Source organism: Variovorax nivicola (genome assembly GCF_051216475.1).
Classification (GTDB): domain Bacteria; phylum Pseudomonadota; class Gammaproteobacteria; order Burkholderiales; family Burkholderiaceae_C; genus Variovorax.
In genome coordinates this window covers 50,074-64,884 of record NZ_JBPJZK010000010.1, presented here as the reverse complement: position 1 = coordinate 64,884, position 14,811 = coordinate 50,074, and the positions used below count along the sequence as shown (strand labels likewise).

General features: G+C 68.1%; 15 protein-coding genes. 3 read left to right on the top strand and 12 right to left on the bottom strand.

Annotation, left to right across the window (positions count from 1 at the left end):
• Positions 1-133 precede the first annotated feature (133 nt).
• From tssC to tssA, 3 genes are read right to left on the bottom strand one after another with little or no spacing between them, the layout of a single operon-like run.
• Positions 134-1,630: a type VI secretion system contractile sheath large subunit gene (gene tssC / locus ACSFBF_RS29965; protein WP_435473370.1), complete on the bottom strand. Its 1,497-nt coding sequence runs from the start codon at positions 1,628-1,630 to the stop codon at positions 134-136.
• Between the two features lie 43 nt (positions 1,631-1,673).
• Complete coding sequence (tssB, locus tag ACSFBF_RS29960) at positions 1,674-2,192, bottom strand: type VI secretion system contractile sheath small subunit (protein ID WP_093058765.1); 519 nt, start codon at positions 2,190-2,192, stop codon at positions 1,674-1,676.
• Between the two features lie 51 nt (positions 2,193-2,243).
• The gene (gene tssA / locus ACSFBF_RS29955) at positions 2,244-3,281 is read right to left on the bottom strand and encodes a type VI secretion system protein TssA (RefSeq protein WP_435473367.1); all 1,038 of its coding nucleotides are present in this window, start codon (positions 3,279-3,281) and stop codon (positions 2,244-2,246) included.
• A gap of 71 nt (positions 3,282-3,352) precedes the next feature.
• On the opposite strand from tssA, the gene tssJ reads away from it, so the two are divergent.
• A complete protein-coding gene (gene tssJ / locus ACSFBF_RS29950; RefSeq protein ID WP_435473365.1) occupies positions 3,353-3,865 on the top strand; it encodes a type VI secretion system lipoprotein TssJ in 513 nt (170 codons plus the stop codon).
• A 26-nt stretch (positions 3,866-3,891) separates the two neighbouring features.
• Here tssJ and ACSFBF_RS29945 read toward each other — a convergent pair whose 3' ends face one another.
• A complete protein-coding gene (locus ACSFBF_RS29945) occupies positions 3,892-5,013 on the bottom strand; it encodes a type VI secretion system protein (RefSeq protein ID WP_435473363.1) in 1,122 nt (373 codons plus the stop codon).
• Positions 5,010-6,344 carry a DotU family type IV/VI secretion system protein gene (locus ACSFBF_RS29940; RefSeq protein ID WP_435473362.1) on the bottom strand — a complete coding sequence of 445 codons (1,335 nt, stop codon included), beginning with the start codon at positions 6,342-6,344 and terminating at the stop codon, positions 5,010-5,012. The genes ACSFBF_RS29945 and ACSFBF_RS29940 overlap by 4 nt, the downstream gene beginning before the upstream one ends.
• 243 nt (positions 6,345-6,587) lie before the next feature.
• Here ACSFBF_RS29940 and ACSFBF_RS29935 point away from each other — a divergent pair, with 243 nt between their 5' ends.
• Positions 6,588-7,277: a LuxR C-terminal-related transcriptional regulator gene (locus tag ACSFBF_RS29935; protein WP_435473360.1), complete on the top strand. Its 690-nt coding sequence runs from the start codon at positions 6,588-6,590 to the stop codon at positions 7,275-7,277.
• On the opposite strand, the gene ACSFBF_RS29930 is transcribed toward ACSFBF_RS29935, so the two are convergent.
• The 7 genes from ACSFBF_RS29930 to ACSFBF_RS29900 are packed head-to-tail and all read right to left on the bottom strand — an operon-like array spanning position 7,274 to position 13,050.
• The gene (locus tag ACSFBF_RS29930) at positions 7,274-8,575 is read right to left on the bottom strand and encodes an MSMEG_0569 family flavin-dependent oxidoreductase (RefSeq protein WP_435473358.1); all 1,302 of its coding nucleotides are present in this window, start codon (positions 8,573-8,575) and stop codon (positions 7,274-7,276) included. The two genes, ACSFBF_RS29935 and ACSFBF_RS29930, sit on opposite strands and share 4 nt — an antisense overlap.
• A 33-nt stretch (positions 8,576-8,608) precedes the next feature.
• Positions 8,609-8,893, bottom strand: coding sequence for an MSMEG_0570 family nitrogen starvation response protein (locus tag ACSFBF_RS29925; RefSeq protein ID WP_435473356.1), 285 nt, complete (start codon positions 8,891-8,893; stop codon positions 8,609-8,611).
• Positions 8,884-9,894, bottom strand: a complete 1,011-nt coding sequence (locus ACSFBF_RS29920; protein WP_435473354.1) for a sll0787 family AIR synthase-like protein — start codon at positions 9,892-9,894, stop codon at positions 8,884-8,886. The genes ACSFBF_RS29925 and ACSFBF_RS29920 overlap by 10 nt, the downstream gene beginning before the upstream one ends.
• Positions 9,891-10,451, bottom strand: a complete 561-nt coding sequence (locus ACSFBF_RS29915; protein WP_435473352.1) for an MSMEG_0567/Sll0786 family nitrogen starvation N-acetyltransferase — start codon at positions 10,449-10,451, stop codon at positions 9,891-9,893. The genes ACSFBF_RS29920 and ACSFBF_RS29915 overlap by 4 nt, the downstream gene beginning before the upstream one ends.
• A gap of 2 nt (positions 10,452-10,453) precedes the next feature.
• Positions 10,454-11,536, bottom strand: coding sequence for an MSMEG_0568 family radical SAM protein (locus ACSFBF_RS29910; RefSeq protein ID WP_435473620.1), 1,083 nt, complete (start codon positions 11,534-11,536; stop codon positions 10,454-10,456).
• On the bottom strand, positions 11,499-12,554 hold the full coding sequence (locus ACSFBF_RS29905) for a Nit6803 family nitrilase (RefSeq protein WP_435473350.1): 1,056 nt from the start codon (positions 12,552-12,554) through the stop codon (positions 11,499-11,501). The genes ACSFBF_RS29910 and ACSFBF_RS29905 overlap by 38 nt, the downstream gene beginning before the upstream one ends.
• A 13-nt stretch (positions 12,555-12,567) precedes the next feature.
• Positions 12,568-13,050, bottom strand: coding sequence for an MSMEG_0572/Sll0783 family nitrogen starvation response protein (locus ACSFBF_RS29900; protein ID WP_093058775.1), 483 nt, complete (start codon positions 13,048-13,050; stop codon positions 12,568-12,570).
• A gap of 354 nt (positions 13,051-13,404) precedes the next feature.
• On the opposite strand from ACSFBF_RS29900, the gene ACSFBF_RS29895 reads away from it, so the two are divergent.
• Positions 13,405-14,796, top strand: a complete 1,392-nt coding sequence (locus tag ACSFBF_RS29895; protein WP_435473347.1) for an aminotransferase-like domain-containing protein — start codon at positions 13,405-13,407, stop codon at positions 14,794-14,796.
• The last annotated feature ends 15 nt before the right edge of the window (positions 14,797-14,811 follow it).

The window sequence follows — 14,811 nt, the reverse complement described above, 5'->3', positions numbered from 1 at the left end:
CCGATTGCGTTCGGGCGGTTGATGATCGAAACGAGAAAAATGGCTGCCGGCGGTGGGAGGGAAGTTCCGATGCCCGGCAGCTACTCATAGAACGAAACGGAACCGGGAATTCAAGAAGAATCCCCAGATTTTTTTAGCCAGCGCCCTTGGCCGTCGGCAGCTTCGACACCAGGCGCAAAGAAACCGTGAGGCCTTCGAGCTGGTAGTGCGGGCGCAGGAAGAACTTGGACGTGTAGTAGCCCGGGTTGCCTTCCACTTCCTCGACGACCACTTCGGCAGCGGCCAGAGGCTTCTGCGACTTGGTGATTTCCGATGAGTTGGCCGGGTCGCCGTCCACGTAGTTCATGATCCATTTGTTGAGCCAGCGCTGCATGTCCTCGCGCTCCTTGAAGCTGCCGACCTTGTCGCGCACGATGCACTTGAGGTAGTGCGCAAAGCGGTTGCAGGCAAAGAGGTAGGGCAGGCGTGCCGCCAGGTTGGCGTTGGCCGTGGCGTCCGGGTCGTCGTACTCGGCAGGCTTGTTGAGCGACTGGGCGCCGATGAAGGCCGCGAAGTCGGAGTTCTTGCGGTGGATCATCGACAGCAGGCCGGCCTTCGAGAGCTCGGCTTCGCGCCGGTCGCTGATGGCGATCTCGGTCGGGCACTTCTGGTCCACGCCGCCGTCGTCGCTCGGGAAGGTGTGCAGCGGCAGGTTTTCCACCGCGCCGCCCGACTCGATGCCGCGGATGCGCGAACCCCAGCCGTAGAGCTTGTACGAGCGGTTGATGTTGGTCGCCATCGCATAGGCTGCATTGGCCCAGGCGTACTTGCTGTGGTCGGCGCCGGCGGTGTCTTCCTCGAAGTCGAACTCTTCCACCGGATTGGTGTTGGCGCCGTAGGGCGTGCGCGCCAGGAAGCGCGGCATGCACATGCCGAGGTACTTGGAGTCGTCCGACTCGCGAAGGCTGCGCCAGCCGGCGTACTCGGGCGTGAGGAAGATCTTGGTCAGGTCGCGCGGGTTGGCGAGCTCCTGCCACGACTCCATCTGCATCAGGTTGGGGCTGGCGCCGGTGATGAACGGTGCGTGCGCCGAAGCGGCGATCTTGGCCATTTCGCCGAGCAGTTCGACGTCGGGCGGGCTCTGGTCGAAGTGGTAGTCGCCCACCAGCGCGCCGAAGGGCTCGCCGCCGAACTGGCCGTACTCCTGCTCGTAGATCTTCTTGAACATCGGGCTCTGGTCCCAGGCCGCGCCCTTGAACTTCTTCAGGCTCTTGGCCAGATCCGTCTTGGAGATGTCCATCACGCGGATCTTCAGGTTCTCGTCGGTCTCGGTGTTGTTCACCATGTAGTGCAGGCCGCGCCACGCACTCTCGAGCTTCTGGTAGTCGGGGTGGTGGATGATCTTGTTCACCTGGTCGGTGAGCTTGGCGTCGATCGCGGCGATCATGGCCTGGATCGATTTGGTCACGTCCTTGCCGATGACGGTGCTGTTGGCCAGCGCCTGCTGCGCCAGCGTGAGCACCGCGGCTTCGACGGCGCTCTTGGCTTCGTCGCTGCGCGGCTTGAATTCCTTTTGCAGCAGCGACGAAAAGTCGCTGCCCGCATACGCGACATCTTTCAGCGCGCTCTGTTCGAGTGCTTCGGTGGCCATGGTGGTTTACTCCTCGTGATCCTGTGTGGCGGTCGGATGGGTGTCAGGCGGCGGGTGTGCCACCGGCGTCTTCGGGTTTCTTGCTCGCGGCCAGCGTCTGCAGCAGGGCCGGGTCTTCGAGCACCTTGGCCAGCAGGTCTTCGGCGCCGCCCTTGCCGTCCATGTAGGTGACGAGGTTCGACAGCTGCGTGCGCGCTTCGAGCAGCTTGTTCAGCGCGCCCACCTTGCGTGCCACGGCGGCGGGCGAAAAGTCTTCCATGTTCTCGAAGGTGAGCTCCACCTTCAGGTCGCCTTCGCCGGTGAGCGAGTTCTCTACCGCGAAGGCCGCGCGCGGCTTCATGGCCTTCATGCGCGAGTCGAAGTTGTCGACGTCGATCTCCAGGAACTTGCGATCGGCCACCGGCGCGAGCGGATCTGCCGGCTTGCCCGAGAGGTCCGCCAGCACGCCCATCACGAAGGGCAGCTGCACCTTTTTCTCTGCCCCATAGAGCTCCACGTCGTATTCGATCTGGACCCGGGGCGCCCGGTTGCGGGCGATGAATTTCTGACTGCTCTTGGCCATGGAGATGCTCCTTACGGGTGTGAATGGGGGCGGGTGTGGGGTGGTGCTGGCTTACTCGGACGGGCGGCGGCCCGTGACCGTTTCGATGGTGTCCATCGCGTTCGGCGCGAGGTTGGCCATGATTTCGAGAAAGCTCACGCCGATGAGCTTCTTGGCGCGCTCGATCAAAAGCGGCGCGGGGTTGCCCGGCTCGGTCTGCTCGAGGTAGCGGATCACGCGGTCGAGCATCTGCACCGCGTCCTGCCGGTTCTGGATCTCGCCGCGTGCGGCTGCGGGGCGGGCGGTTGTGCCAGCCGCTTGCGATTCGCCGGCTTCGGCATCCGTGCTCACCGACGCTTCGTCAGGCGCGCCGGCGGCGGCGTCGCAGGCTTTCTTCAGCACGCGGGCAACGGCACGAAGCGGGGTCAGGTCGATAGCGTCGGCGCGGCCGGTGCGCTCGACCAGCAAGGCCTGCAGTTTGTCGAGAAGGGCAGGCACGTCCGCCACGGTCCGCAACAGTTCTGGCCGGGACGCCTGGATGGCCTCGAGCCCCCCCTTGACCTGCGAGGCCGAATAGGTGGCTTCGCCGCTCACGGCATCCAGCACGTTGTGGGCGACGGCGATGTCGCGCACGCGTATCGGCCCCACACCGGGTGCCATGCCCACCTGTGCGTCGTACAGCTCGCGCAGCATCGTCTGGCTCTCGTCGCAGAACGGCGCGAGCGCGTTCAGGCGCATCGTCGGGTCGTTGTCGTCGTCCGCATCCAGCTTTGGATGTATGCCTTCCCAGAAGGTGTCGAGCAATCCGTTGAGCAGGCGGAGTCCGGCGGCGAAGCCTTCCACGCCCTGCATGCGGGTGGATGCGCGCAGCAGCAGCACCGCGGCGCGCACGTCCTTGCTGCGGCGCAGGATGCCGTCGGCCCGTTCGCCCACTTCGCGCCACTCGGGTTCGACCGCGGGAATCACGGTGTCGCCGAACTGCTGCTCGGGCTTGCCCTGCGCGGCCGAGACCAGCGTCATGAAGTCCGCGTCGTACTCGAGATCGTCGCCGCACGGCGAGGCCTCGCCGATGGGCGCGAGCAGTGTGGCTGCGAGTTCGTTGGTCAGCATGTTGCCTGTTGGAGTTCGCTGGTGATAATCAAAGATGCGTCTTGACCGGTCAATGCAACGAAGGGAATAGCATGCGCACGCTGGGTACACACCATTCGTCCTATGAAGGCTTCCTTGGCGCGGCAACGCGGCGCCGCATCGCAGCTCTCGGCCTTGCTGCAGCGGGTCTTTTCATCACGGGCTGCGCGAGCAAACCGGTGGTCACCACGGTGGCCGTGACCCTCACGGCCGGCGCCGATGCCAACCCCGATGCGCGTGGCCGGGCCTCGCCGCTCACCGTGCGCGTGTATGCATTGAAGTCGCCCGGCCCGTTCGAGGGCGCCGATTTCTTCTCGCTGTTCGAGAAAGACCAGGCCACGCTCGGCGCCGAGCTCGTGCAGCGCGAAGAAGTGCTGCTGCGGCCCGGCGAGACGAAGAAGCTCGACTTCAACCTGCCGCCCGACGCGAAGTCCATCGGCGTGATGGCGGCGTTCCGCGATCTCGACCGTGCGCGCTGGCGCGAAGTGCGCCCGGTCACCACGGGCAAGGCGCAGGCGCTCGACGTGACTTTCGGCGCGCGCGCGATCCGCGTTGACGCGAAGTAGGCGCTGCGGCTTGCCAGGGGGGCGGGTCATGACGGCCGTCCCGGTCGCACCAATGGTTGGTCTGCGGGCAGGAAGTGCTCGAACAGATCGTTCACGAAGGCCCCGCCGGTTGAGTTCGATGCGGCTGCCGTGAGGTAGAGCCCACGCCAGCGCGGTGCGCGCGAGGACTTGCCGTGGTTCTCGAACAGCACCTGCGCGAACTGGCGCAGGCCGGGCTGCAGCGCGCGCACGGCCTCCACGAACTCATGGATGGCGAGCCGGCCCGCGGCGCCGGGCTGCTCGCGCAGCAGCGCCATGCGCAGCGCGTGCAGGTGCTTCGCGATGGGGTCGAACACGGTATCCAGCCGCTCGCCGGCCGGTGTCTCGATGAAGGGCGAGGCATCGGTCAGGCGATGCCCCAGCACCTGCGCCAGCACTTCAGGCGGCAGCGCGCCGCGCAGGGCCGCATAGCCCGTGAGCTGTTCGAGCCCGGTCACGACGAGGTAGGTGGGCAGCTGCAGGCGCAGGGTGTCGCTGGTTTCGTCGAGCAGGCGGCGCGCCCGTGCGGCCAATGACTTCAGCTCCATGGCATCGGCATGCAACAGCTCGCCCGCCGCCACGCCCACCACCAGGCCGTTGAGCGGCAGCCGGTCGCGCCGCTCGGCCAGCGCGAGCAGCGACTGCAGCCACAGGCCACGCAGCGGCGGCGTACCGGCCGTGTCGCCGAGCGCGCCCGGGTGGATCTCTATGGCCACCGTCGCGCCTGTCAGCCACCAGTGCCACCAAGCCGCGCCGAAGGGTTCGCCCCCATCTCTGCTCGCGGGTTCGGGCGGGGGCACGCGTTCGGCGTGCGCCGTCGCGAACAGGCCGGCCAGGTTGGCTGCCGCGTCGCCGAAGCACAGGAACCAAGGCGCGGGCACCGCGGCCTTCAGCCGCGGTGAGCGGCGCAGGGCTTGCTGTGCCTGCGCCATGCCGTCCCTCAGGGCATCGATGGCAGCCTCGTCGGCGCCGGTGGCCGGCGCACCGAGCGCCGCGATGCGCTTCTGCAGCCCCCGCCGGCGCGCACCGCGGCCCGCATCGCGTACCACCGCGTACAGCAGGCCGAAGCCGAGCAGGCACAGCGCCAGCAGCAGCCAGAAGCGATGGGTGGGCGAGAGCAGGGCGTTCATCGGGAAACGGTCTCGAGGAAGACGAAATCGGCGATCAGCCGCTCGCTGCTCTTGCCGGCCGCGAGCGCTTCGCGCAGCCGCAGCAGGTAGGCCGAGGCGAGCTCGAAGGGCGGTCGGTCGGAGGTTTCGGCAAAAGGTATCGGCGACGACAGCACCGTGACCAGCACGCTGCCGAAGGGCGGACTCACCAGCCAGCTCGACGGAATGTCGCGGCCCAGCTCCAGCGTTTCGCCGGCGTGCAGCCGCGTGGGCACCTGCCCGGCATTGAGGTGCATGACCGAGCCGTCGACCGTGTAGTAGTCGACCCAGATGTAGCTGTCGTGGCGCGGCGCCACCACCTGCACGCGCACGCTGTCGCCCTCGCGCAGCTGGCCTTCGCGGGCCGAGGGCGCGGTCACGTCCAGCCCGTAGACCTTCTCGCTGTTGCGCATCTGGTAGGGCTTGAGGATGGCGAACACCTCGCAGTGCGGCCACACGCGCAGGCCGATGTCGAAGCGCGGCGCCTTCACGCCGGGCAGCGCGCTCACTTCATGCTCCACGCGCGGCAGGTCGCCGGGCAGCGAGACAAAACCGGTGACCTGCGTGCGGCCGTCCCGGTCGACGGTGGCCGTGAGGTCGGCGCAGGCGAAAGTCTGCAGGTGCTGCTCGACGCGCTGGCTCAGGCCGGTGGAGGCTGCGGGCGGCCCGGTGGACCACAGCCACAGCAGGTAGAGCAGGGGCAGCGCCAGCGCCAGCGCGGCGCTGCTCAGCAGCAGCGTGCGGTCGCGCCGGCGCGTGTCGTTGGGGCCGCGCGGGTCGGGCACCTCGTAGGGCTGCGGCGTGATGCGGTCCTGCACAAGGCTGCCGGTGGACAGCGGGCGCAGCAGCAACTGGCTACCGTGCAGGTCTTTCAGCTTGCCCAGCTCGCCCTGATCGCCGTCCTCGAAGTAGTACTGGCCCTTGAAGCCGAGCGCCAGCGCATGCCAGTACACCTCGCGCACGGCGTCGTCCCGCGCGCCCAGGGCCGACAGGTGGTGAAAGAACTCGCTGTGCGCGTTGTTGGAGTTGAAGAGCTGCACCTGCAGCGGGGCCGCCGTGCTTGCCGCCGAGGTGGCCTCGGGGTGGCGCGCGAGGATCTCGTCGATCCAGGCCACCATTGCGAAAGCGGCCGATTCGATCTGCGCCGCGGGTGTGCCCGAGGCCTCAGCGGCGGCGCGGGCCGCATCGAGCTGCTGGCGGGCCTGCTGCTGTGCAGCATCGTGCGACAGCATGGGCGTGCCGGCCGCGATCGATGCGTCCAGTGCGAGGCCGAACGAGATGAAGCTGGAGAAGCAGTCTAGAAGGCGGGCCATGGGCGGGCCCGCTCAGCCATGCGTTGCGAAGGATGTCTTGCGCCGGAGTCTGCTGCGATGGCACATGCCCATGTCCCCGGTTCCTTCGAGTAGGCGTTCATTCTTTCAAAGGGGGAGCGGCGGGCGCCATATCGCTTGGGGTCTATGCCGTTGGTGGGGCCGCCGGCCTTGCTGCGCGGGGCATTCGCCGGTATCTTCAGCGTCTGCAAGTGCACTGCACGCTGGGACACGGGGAAAGACATCATGAAAATCCTGATCGCCGACGACCACCGGCTCGTCATCGAGGCGGTCAAAGCCAAGTTGTCGGAGCTGGAGCCTGGTATCGAATTCGTTCTGACGATGAGCGTCGACGAATTGCTTGCCGGAGCCACCGACGATCTCGACCTGGCCCTGATCGACCTCAACATGCCCGGCGCCGACGGCCAGGCCCACATCGACGAAATCCGCCGCCGCCATCCGGCCGTGCCGGTGATCGTGCTGTCGGGCTACGAAGACCCGGCCATCATGCGCAGCGCGCTCGAACGCGGCGTGCTCGGCTTCATTCCCAAGGCGTATTCGCCCGAGGTCATGCTCTCGGCCGTGCGGCTGGTGCTGGCCGGCGGCGTGTATGTGCCGCCGATGATGCTCACGGCGCTGCCGCCGGGCATCGTGGCCGGCGTGGCGCCGCAGGCGGCTGCCGAGGCGCTGACGCGCAGCGGCAACGGCGGCACCCAGACGCTGGAGCACCTGCGCAACGTGCTCACCGAGCGCCAGGTCGAGGTGCTGCAGCTGCTGTCGCAGGGCAAGCCCAACAAGCTGATCGGGCGCAGCCTGGGCATCAGCGAAGGCACCGTGAAGATCCACCTGGCAGCCATCTTTCGCGCGCTCAATGTGCGCAACCGCACAGAGGCGGTGGTGGCTGCGCAGGCGCTGACAGAGGCGCAGCAGGCCTAGGCAGCGCGCAACTCGGGGGGCGGTGCGGTATCGGCACTGTCGCGCAATCCCTCTTTTCTCTGCGCAATGGCTTGCGCCAGAAACTCCGCATCGCGCGCCACGCCCGAGAAGCGCCCCGACCCCCACGTGTGCAGCCAGGGCAGCCCAAGAAAGTAAAGCCCCGGCTCGTTCGTCACGCCGCGCAGGTGCACCGGCGCGCCGCGCCCGTTGAACACCGGCGCGTCGACCCATGCGAAATCCGGCGAGAAGCCAATGCACCAGACCACGCTGGTGATGCCCGCCGCAGCAAGGTCGAGCCGCGCGCGTTCTTCCTGCGGCTCCCACACTGGCGTGTAGACCGAAGGCGGCGGCGCCTCGATGCCCAGCGCGGTGATGTGCTTGTCGATCGATGCGTTGATGCGGTTGTAGGTGCCGTCGGCTTGGTCGAGGTTGTCGCGCAGGTTGGGCTGCAGCTCGAAGCTGCCGTTGTCGAAGCCGCTCAGCAGGCCATACAGCTCCATGCCTTCGAGTGCGAAGCGCCGCAGGTCGATGTCGCGCCCGCTGTCGCGGCCGGTCACGTAGTGGTTGGTGTTGTCGCGCACGCCTTCGCGCAGCGGATGCTCGGTGACGGGCATGTCGTAGTACTTCATGTCGGCGAGCCAGTCGACCACCTCGCGGCCGCGGTAGAAGCGCGCGCAGCGCGGCGCGTTGCCGGTGGCCAGGTGCACCTTGCGGCCGGCCAGGTGCAGGTCTTCGGCGATCTGCGCGCCCGACTGGCCGCAACCCACCACCAGCACCGCGCCCTCGGGCAACTGCGCCGGGTTGCGGTACTGCGCCGAGTGGAACTGCGCCACGCCTGCAGGCAGCTTCTCGGCCAGGCGCGGCACGATGGGGCGGTGGTAGCCGCCGGAGGCCACCACCACCTGGTCGGCGGTGTAGAGGCCGGCGTCGGTCTGCACGCTGAAGCGCTCGCGTTCGCCGTCACGTGCCACGCGTTCGACAGTCACGCCTTCGATGGCTGGTGCCTTCACATGCTCGACGAAGCCTGCGAGCCATTCGTTGATCTGGTCCTTGACCATGAAGCCGTGCGGATCGCTGCCGATGTAGCCCCAGCCCGGCAACTGGCACTGCCAGTTGGGCGTGACGAGGCAGAACGAATCCCAGCGCTGCGTGCGCCAGGTGTGCACGAGGCTGCGCTTCTCGATCACGAGGTGGTCGATGCCGCGCTGCTGCAGGCAATGGCTCAGCGACAGGCCGGCCTGGCCGCCGCCGACGATGACGACGCTGTAGTGGCTGCGTCCGCCGTAGGGGTGTGACATGGGTTTCTTCTTTCTCTCTGGATGTGGGGACGGTCAGTCGAAGGCGACGACGGTGACCTGGGCCTCTGCGGTTTCGTTGAAGCGCACGGCGATGTGCTCGATCTCGGCGAGCTGGTCCATGGCCTGCGAGCAGGCGAAGCCGTACTTCGCACGCACCCGCTCTGAGGCCATGCCCAATGCCTCGCGCGTGCGCCGCATGAAGTCGGCCAGGGCATAGCGCTCGCCGGGCGCGAGGTAGTCGCGCACCACGCTGGAAGGCGAATAGCAGCGGGTTTCGCTGGCATCGGGCCAGCGCACGCGGAAGTGCACTACAGGCATGTGGCGGGCTCCAGCAGGGCGGCAGGCGGCTGGATGAAGGCGTCGCTGCCGAAGTCCCACAGCAGCGCCTCTTCGCCTTCGGCGCGCAGCCGCACCTGCCGGGTGGCGTCGACCTCGCCGATCACGCCGCAGGCGATGTCGCGCGCGGCAAAGCGCGCCATCACCGAGGCCACCTGCGCGGGCGCCACGCTGAGCACGAAGCCGTAGCTCGGAAACGAAGAGAGCCAACGCAGCAGCGGCACGCCATCGGGCCTTGGCAGCGCATCAAGGTCAATGCGCGCGCCCACGCCAGAGCACTCGAGCAGCATCATGGCCGTGCCCACGGCGCCGGCCATGCTGATGTCCTTGGCGGCGGCGCACAGGCCGTCTTCGGCGATGGCCGGCAGCAGTTCCAGGTCGGCACGCAGCCGTGCGGCGGGCGCGCGGGTCGAGGCGTTCCAGTACGGAAAGGGCTCTTCGTAGGCGCCGCGCAGGTCTGCCGCCATCACGAGCAGGTCGCCCGGCTTCGCGTCGAAGCTGGTCAGCAGCCGGCGCGCATGGCCAAGGATGGCCACTGCCAGTTGCGGCCGCTCGCTGCGGTTGTTGCTGTGCCCGCCGACGATGGGCACGCCGTAGCGCACGGCGGCCTCGGCCATGCCGCGCAGCACGTCGTCGGCCGGGCTCATGCCGCTGCTCCACAGCGCGTCGACCACGGCGGTGGGGCGCCCGCCCATGGCGTAGATGTCGCTCACGTTGACCATCACGCCGCAGTAGCCCGCGAACCACGGCATGCGCACGATGAAGTCTTCCACCAGCCCTTCGATGGCGAACAGCAGGTAGCCGCCGTGGCCGTCGGGGATGGCCGCGCAGTCGTCGCCGATGGGCACGGCCTGCGCCAGCGCCGCATGGCCGCCGGGCAGCGAGCGGCCCAGCGCCGACACCACGTCGCTGATGTCGCGCTTGTGGGCGAAGCCGCGCGTGGCGCGCAGGGCCTCGGCGACGTCGTGGACGTTTGTTGTCATGCCAGCACCTTCGCGCGCGTGACGAAGCCGCTCACGGGGTCGTGGCAGGGCGGATACCAGCCCAGGTCGGCCTGCATGCGCGCATGCGGGCGGCCATGCAGATTCGTCTCTTCGAGCATCGACCAGCCGAGCTTTTTGAACAGCGGCACGTTCTGCATCTGCACTTGCGCCAGGAAGGTCTCGCAACCCAAAGCGTTGGCACGCGACACGGCGAGCCGGATCAGCGTCGCGCCCAGGTGCCCCTGGCTGCGGAACGCGGGGTGCACCGCAAGGCGCGAGCCCCACCATTCGCCTTTGGCTTCGCCGCGATGGATGCGCACCGTGCCCACCACCTGCTCGGGCATGCCGCCGTTGCACGACATCGCCACCAGCAGCCGCGCATGGTCGTCGATGGCATCGCGGTCGTCGCGCACGAAGATGCCCTGCTCGATGCAGAACACCGCGCGGCGCAGTGCCATGGCCTCGTCGCGCTCCCACTGCTGGGCGGCTTCGCGCACGAGGTATTCGACGGGCGCGTAGTGGTCCGCCATCTCGCAGAGGTTGTCGATGCACAGCATGCTCAGCTTTCGCTTTCTTTTTCGTATATCGAGAGCGATGAGCACGCGCCGCACTTGCCGCAGCCGGCCTTGATGTCGGCCGAGCGCAGGCCCGCCGCCACCACGCGTTCGCCCAGCGGCGCGAGCAGCGACTTCATGAACTCGGGCGTGGGAGCAGGGTGGTCTTCGAGCGGCGTGCCGCTGATCGGCACGAAGGGCACGACGAAGGGGTACACGCCGCGCGCCAGCAGCTGGTCGCAGGTGTCGAGGATGGCTTCGCGCGTGTCGCCCAGCCCGGCCAGGATGTAGGTGCTGACCTGCCCGCGCCCGAACACGCCCACTGCCGCCTCGAAGGCGCTCATGTAGCGCGAGACGGGCACGCTGGCCTTGCCCGGCATGATGCGTTCGCGCACCTCGGGCGTGACCACTTCGAGGTGCATGCCGAGCGTGTCGATGCCCGCGGCCTTCATGCGGTGGAACCACTGGTCGTCGTCGGGCGGCTCGCACTGGCCCTGGATGGGGATGTCGACCGCCGCCTTGATGGCGAAGGCGCTCTCGCACAGCACGGCCGCGCCGCGGTCGGTGGCGTTGGGTGTGCCGGTGGTCATCACCATGTGTTTCACGCCATCGAGCAGTACGGCAGCGCGCGCCACTTCGGCAAGCTGCTCGGGCGTCTTGCGCGCGATGGTGCGGCCGGCCGCGAGCGACTGGCCGATTGCGCAGAACTTGCAGCTCTTCTTGCGGCTTTCGTAGCGGATGCAGGTCTGCAGCACGGTGGTGGCGAGCACGTCGCTGCCGTGCAGCGTGGCGATGTGTGAGTAGGGCACGCCGTCGAAGGTCTGCATTGCGTAGAAGCGCGGCTGCTTCGGAAAGCTGATGCTGGCAATGGGGATGCTGCCGCGCATCACGCGGCTCATGCCAGCCGCATCCGGCGCCTCGGCGGTGAAGGGCGAATGCCAGGCCGTGGAGGTGTGGACCGGCACCATGATCGTGTGGCCGTCGACCGTCACGGCCTTGTGGTCCGAAGGGCCCGCGCCGCCACGGCGGCTCGCGACGCCGGCCGATGGGTCAACCAGCCGCAACCCGAAGGACTGGAGCTCGGTCATCAGCTGCCGGCTGTCCTGCGGCTGCATCGTCGTGGGTGTTGTCGTCATGGTCTGGGCTCCGTTGGGCGAAAGGTTGCGTGAGGTGCATGGGCACGGTGGTCTGCGCCGGCCGGTCGTTGATGGCGAGCGACAGCAGCTCGGGTCGCGCGTAGTGGCCGACCGAATCCATCATTCGCTTGCGCTTGGCGATCAGCGCCATGTCGAGGTCGGCCACCACCATGCCTTCGCCCTCGGTGAGCGGCGGCGCAAGGTGCTTGCCTTCGGGCGAGACGATGGCCGTGTGGCAGCCGCCGCGCAGCGCCTTCTGCAGGTTGGCGTCGGGCGTGACGGAGCGGATCTGCTCGTCGGTGAGCCAGCCGGTGGCGTTGACCACGAAGCAGCCCGACTCCAGCGCGTGGTGGCGGATAGTCACTTCCATCTGCTCCGCGAAGATCGGGCCGACCAGCGAGCCGGGAAACTGCGCGCAGTGAATCTGCTCGTGCTGCGCCATCAGCGCGTAGCGCGCGAGCGGGTTGTAGTGCTCCCAGCAGGCCAGCGCGCCGACGCGGCCGACTGCGGTGTCAACCACCTTGAGGCCGGCGCCGTCGCCCATGCCCCAGACCATGCGCTCGTGGTACGTGGGCGTGATCTTGCGGCGCTTGAGCACCAGCGTGCCGTCGGCGTCGAACACCAGCTGCGTGTTGTAGAGGCTGCCGTGGTCGCGCTCGTTCACGCCGAGCACCACCACCATGCCGCGCGCGCGGGCCCGCTCGGCCACCGCCTGCGTGACGGGGCCGGGCACCACCACCGCGCGCTCCACCAGCTGCAGGTGCGGCGCGCCCTGCAGCACCGGCGGCAGCACGAAGCTGAAGTAGGGGTAGTAGGGCACGAAGGTCTCGGGAAAGACCGCGATCTGCGCGCCCTTTGCAGCGGCCGCGTCGATGGCGCTGCACACGCGCTCCAGCGTGCCGTCGGGCCGCTCGAAGTCGGGCGCGATCTGGATCGCCGCTGCGCGCACGATGCGGGGTGTGGAAGCCATCGCTCGCGCTGCCTTACAGCGTCCAGGTGTCGATGACCACCGCATTGGCCTTCTTGTGCAGCAGCACGAGGTCAAGCACGTCGAGCGGGTTGATCGGCGTGATGCCCTCGATCAGCGCGCCTTCGCCATGACCGTACAGCGCCTGCAGCGCGAAGCGGCAGGCATACACCTTGCCGCCCTCTTCCATGAACTTGGCGAGCTGCTTGTTGAAGTTCTGGTGGCCCGGAAAGGCCTCGTCGCCCAGCGTGGGAAAGCCGCGCTGCACGCCCAGCGTCACGCCGGGGCCATACAGCAGGACGGAAGTCTCGAAGCCCTTGCGACGCAGCCGCGTGGCCTGCAGCAGGTTCACGAAGCCGATCGAACCCTCGAAGGCCACGGTGTGGAAGGTGACGAGCGCCTTCTGGCCGGGCTCGGCCTTGACGTCTTCGAACACCTTCTCTTCGTAGTCGACGAGGAACTCGCCTTTTTCGTTGCGGGGGCGGGTGACTTTGGGCATGGGGTACTCCGGTTGGGTGGTGGGTACGCAGGTGTTGCGTGCCTTTTCCTTCGCAGGCGATGTGCCAGCGGCTTGCCGGGTTCATGCGATCAATGCGCGATCAACGTGCAGCAGTGCGGGCTGCGTGCGCGCAAAATTTTTTCCGGTACCCGAAAAAGCCGGCTCGGGGTGGGCCTGCGTGGCCTGTTCTGCACCGCGACGACGCACATGCCATGCGATCAATGCACCCGATCAATGGGGTTGATCGCACCTGATCGAAGCATTCTTCCCCTCTGGCGCGGGCGCGGTTCCTGCATGTTGATCGGTGGCCAGATGCAATCAATGAATGCAATCAACTTCGCCGGACCATCACCGATGACCACGATCACCGCCCACTGGCGCAAGCAGCTGCGCAACACCGCCCGGCCGGCCTACCTGCTGCTGGCTGACCTGATCGCCGACGACATCAAGACCGGCCGCCTGGGCGTGCGCGACCGCCTGCCCACGCTGCGCGAGCTGGCCGCCGATCTGGAGCTGAACTACACGACGGTGGCGCGCGGCTACGCCGAGGCGCGCAAGCGCGGGCTGATCGACTCGCGCGCCGGCACCGGTACCTTCATCCGCTCTGGCAGCCCGAGCCTGCGGCTGCGCGGCGGCAGCGGCGCCGAGATGACGATGAACATGCCGCCCGAGCCCGACGACGAGCACCTGATGGCACGGCTGCACGACAGCGCCAGCCGAGCCTTCGCGCAGGTCGATTTCCACGACCTGCTGCGCTACCAGGACTTCGGCGGCACCGCGCACGACCGCGCCGCCGCCATGCACTGGCTGCGGCCCTTCGTGCCTGACGCGAGCATCGACCGCATCCTGGTGTGCCCCGGCATCCACGGCGTGCTGACGGCGCTGTTCTCGCAGCTTGCGCGGCCGGGCGAGCTGATCTGCGTGGAAACGCTCACCTACCCCGGCGTGAAAGCCATCGCCGCGCAGCTCGGCGTGCAGCTGCATGCGCTGCAGATGGACGACGACGGCCCCATCGCCGATGCCTTCGAGCACGCCTGCAAGACGCTCAAGCCCAAGGCGCTGTACTGCAACCCCACGCTGCTGAACCCCACGGCCGCCACCGTGTCACGCGCGCGGCGCGAGGCGCTGGCCGATGTGGCGCTGCGCTATGCGGTGCCGATCATCGAGGACGACGCCTACGGCATGCTGCCGCGCCAGACGCCCGCGTCGCTGGCCACGCTGGCGCCGGGGCTCACCTACTACGTGAGCGGTTTCTCCAAGTGCTTCGGCGCGGGGCTGCGCAGTGCGTACGTGTGCTCGCCGACGGTGGTGCAGTCGCAGCGGCTGGCGGGTGCGATGCGTGCCACCACGGTGATGGCCTCGCCGATCACCAACGCGCTGACCACGCTGTGGGTGGAAGACGGCACGGCCGAAGAGATGCTGCAGGCGGTGCGCGCGGAGTCGGTGGCGCGGCAACTGCTGGCCGCGCGCTACCTGGGCGACAGCGGGCTGCAGGCGCACCCCGAGGGCTTTCATGCGTGGCTGCCGCTCACGCCGGGCTGGAGCCCGGTGGAGTTCGCGTCGTACCTGCGCACGCAGAACGTGGGCGTGGTGGCGAGCGCGGCCTTTTCCACCGATGGCGATCCGCCCGATGCGGTGCGCATCTGCCTGGGCGGGCCGATGTCGCGCGAGCAGTGCGATCAGGCGCTGCGGCTGATTGCGGACACGCTGGCGCATCCGCTGCATCCGCACGCAACGCTGCGCTGAGCTGCCGCCTGCTGC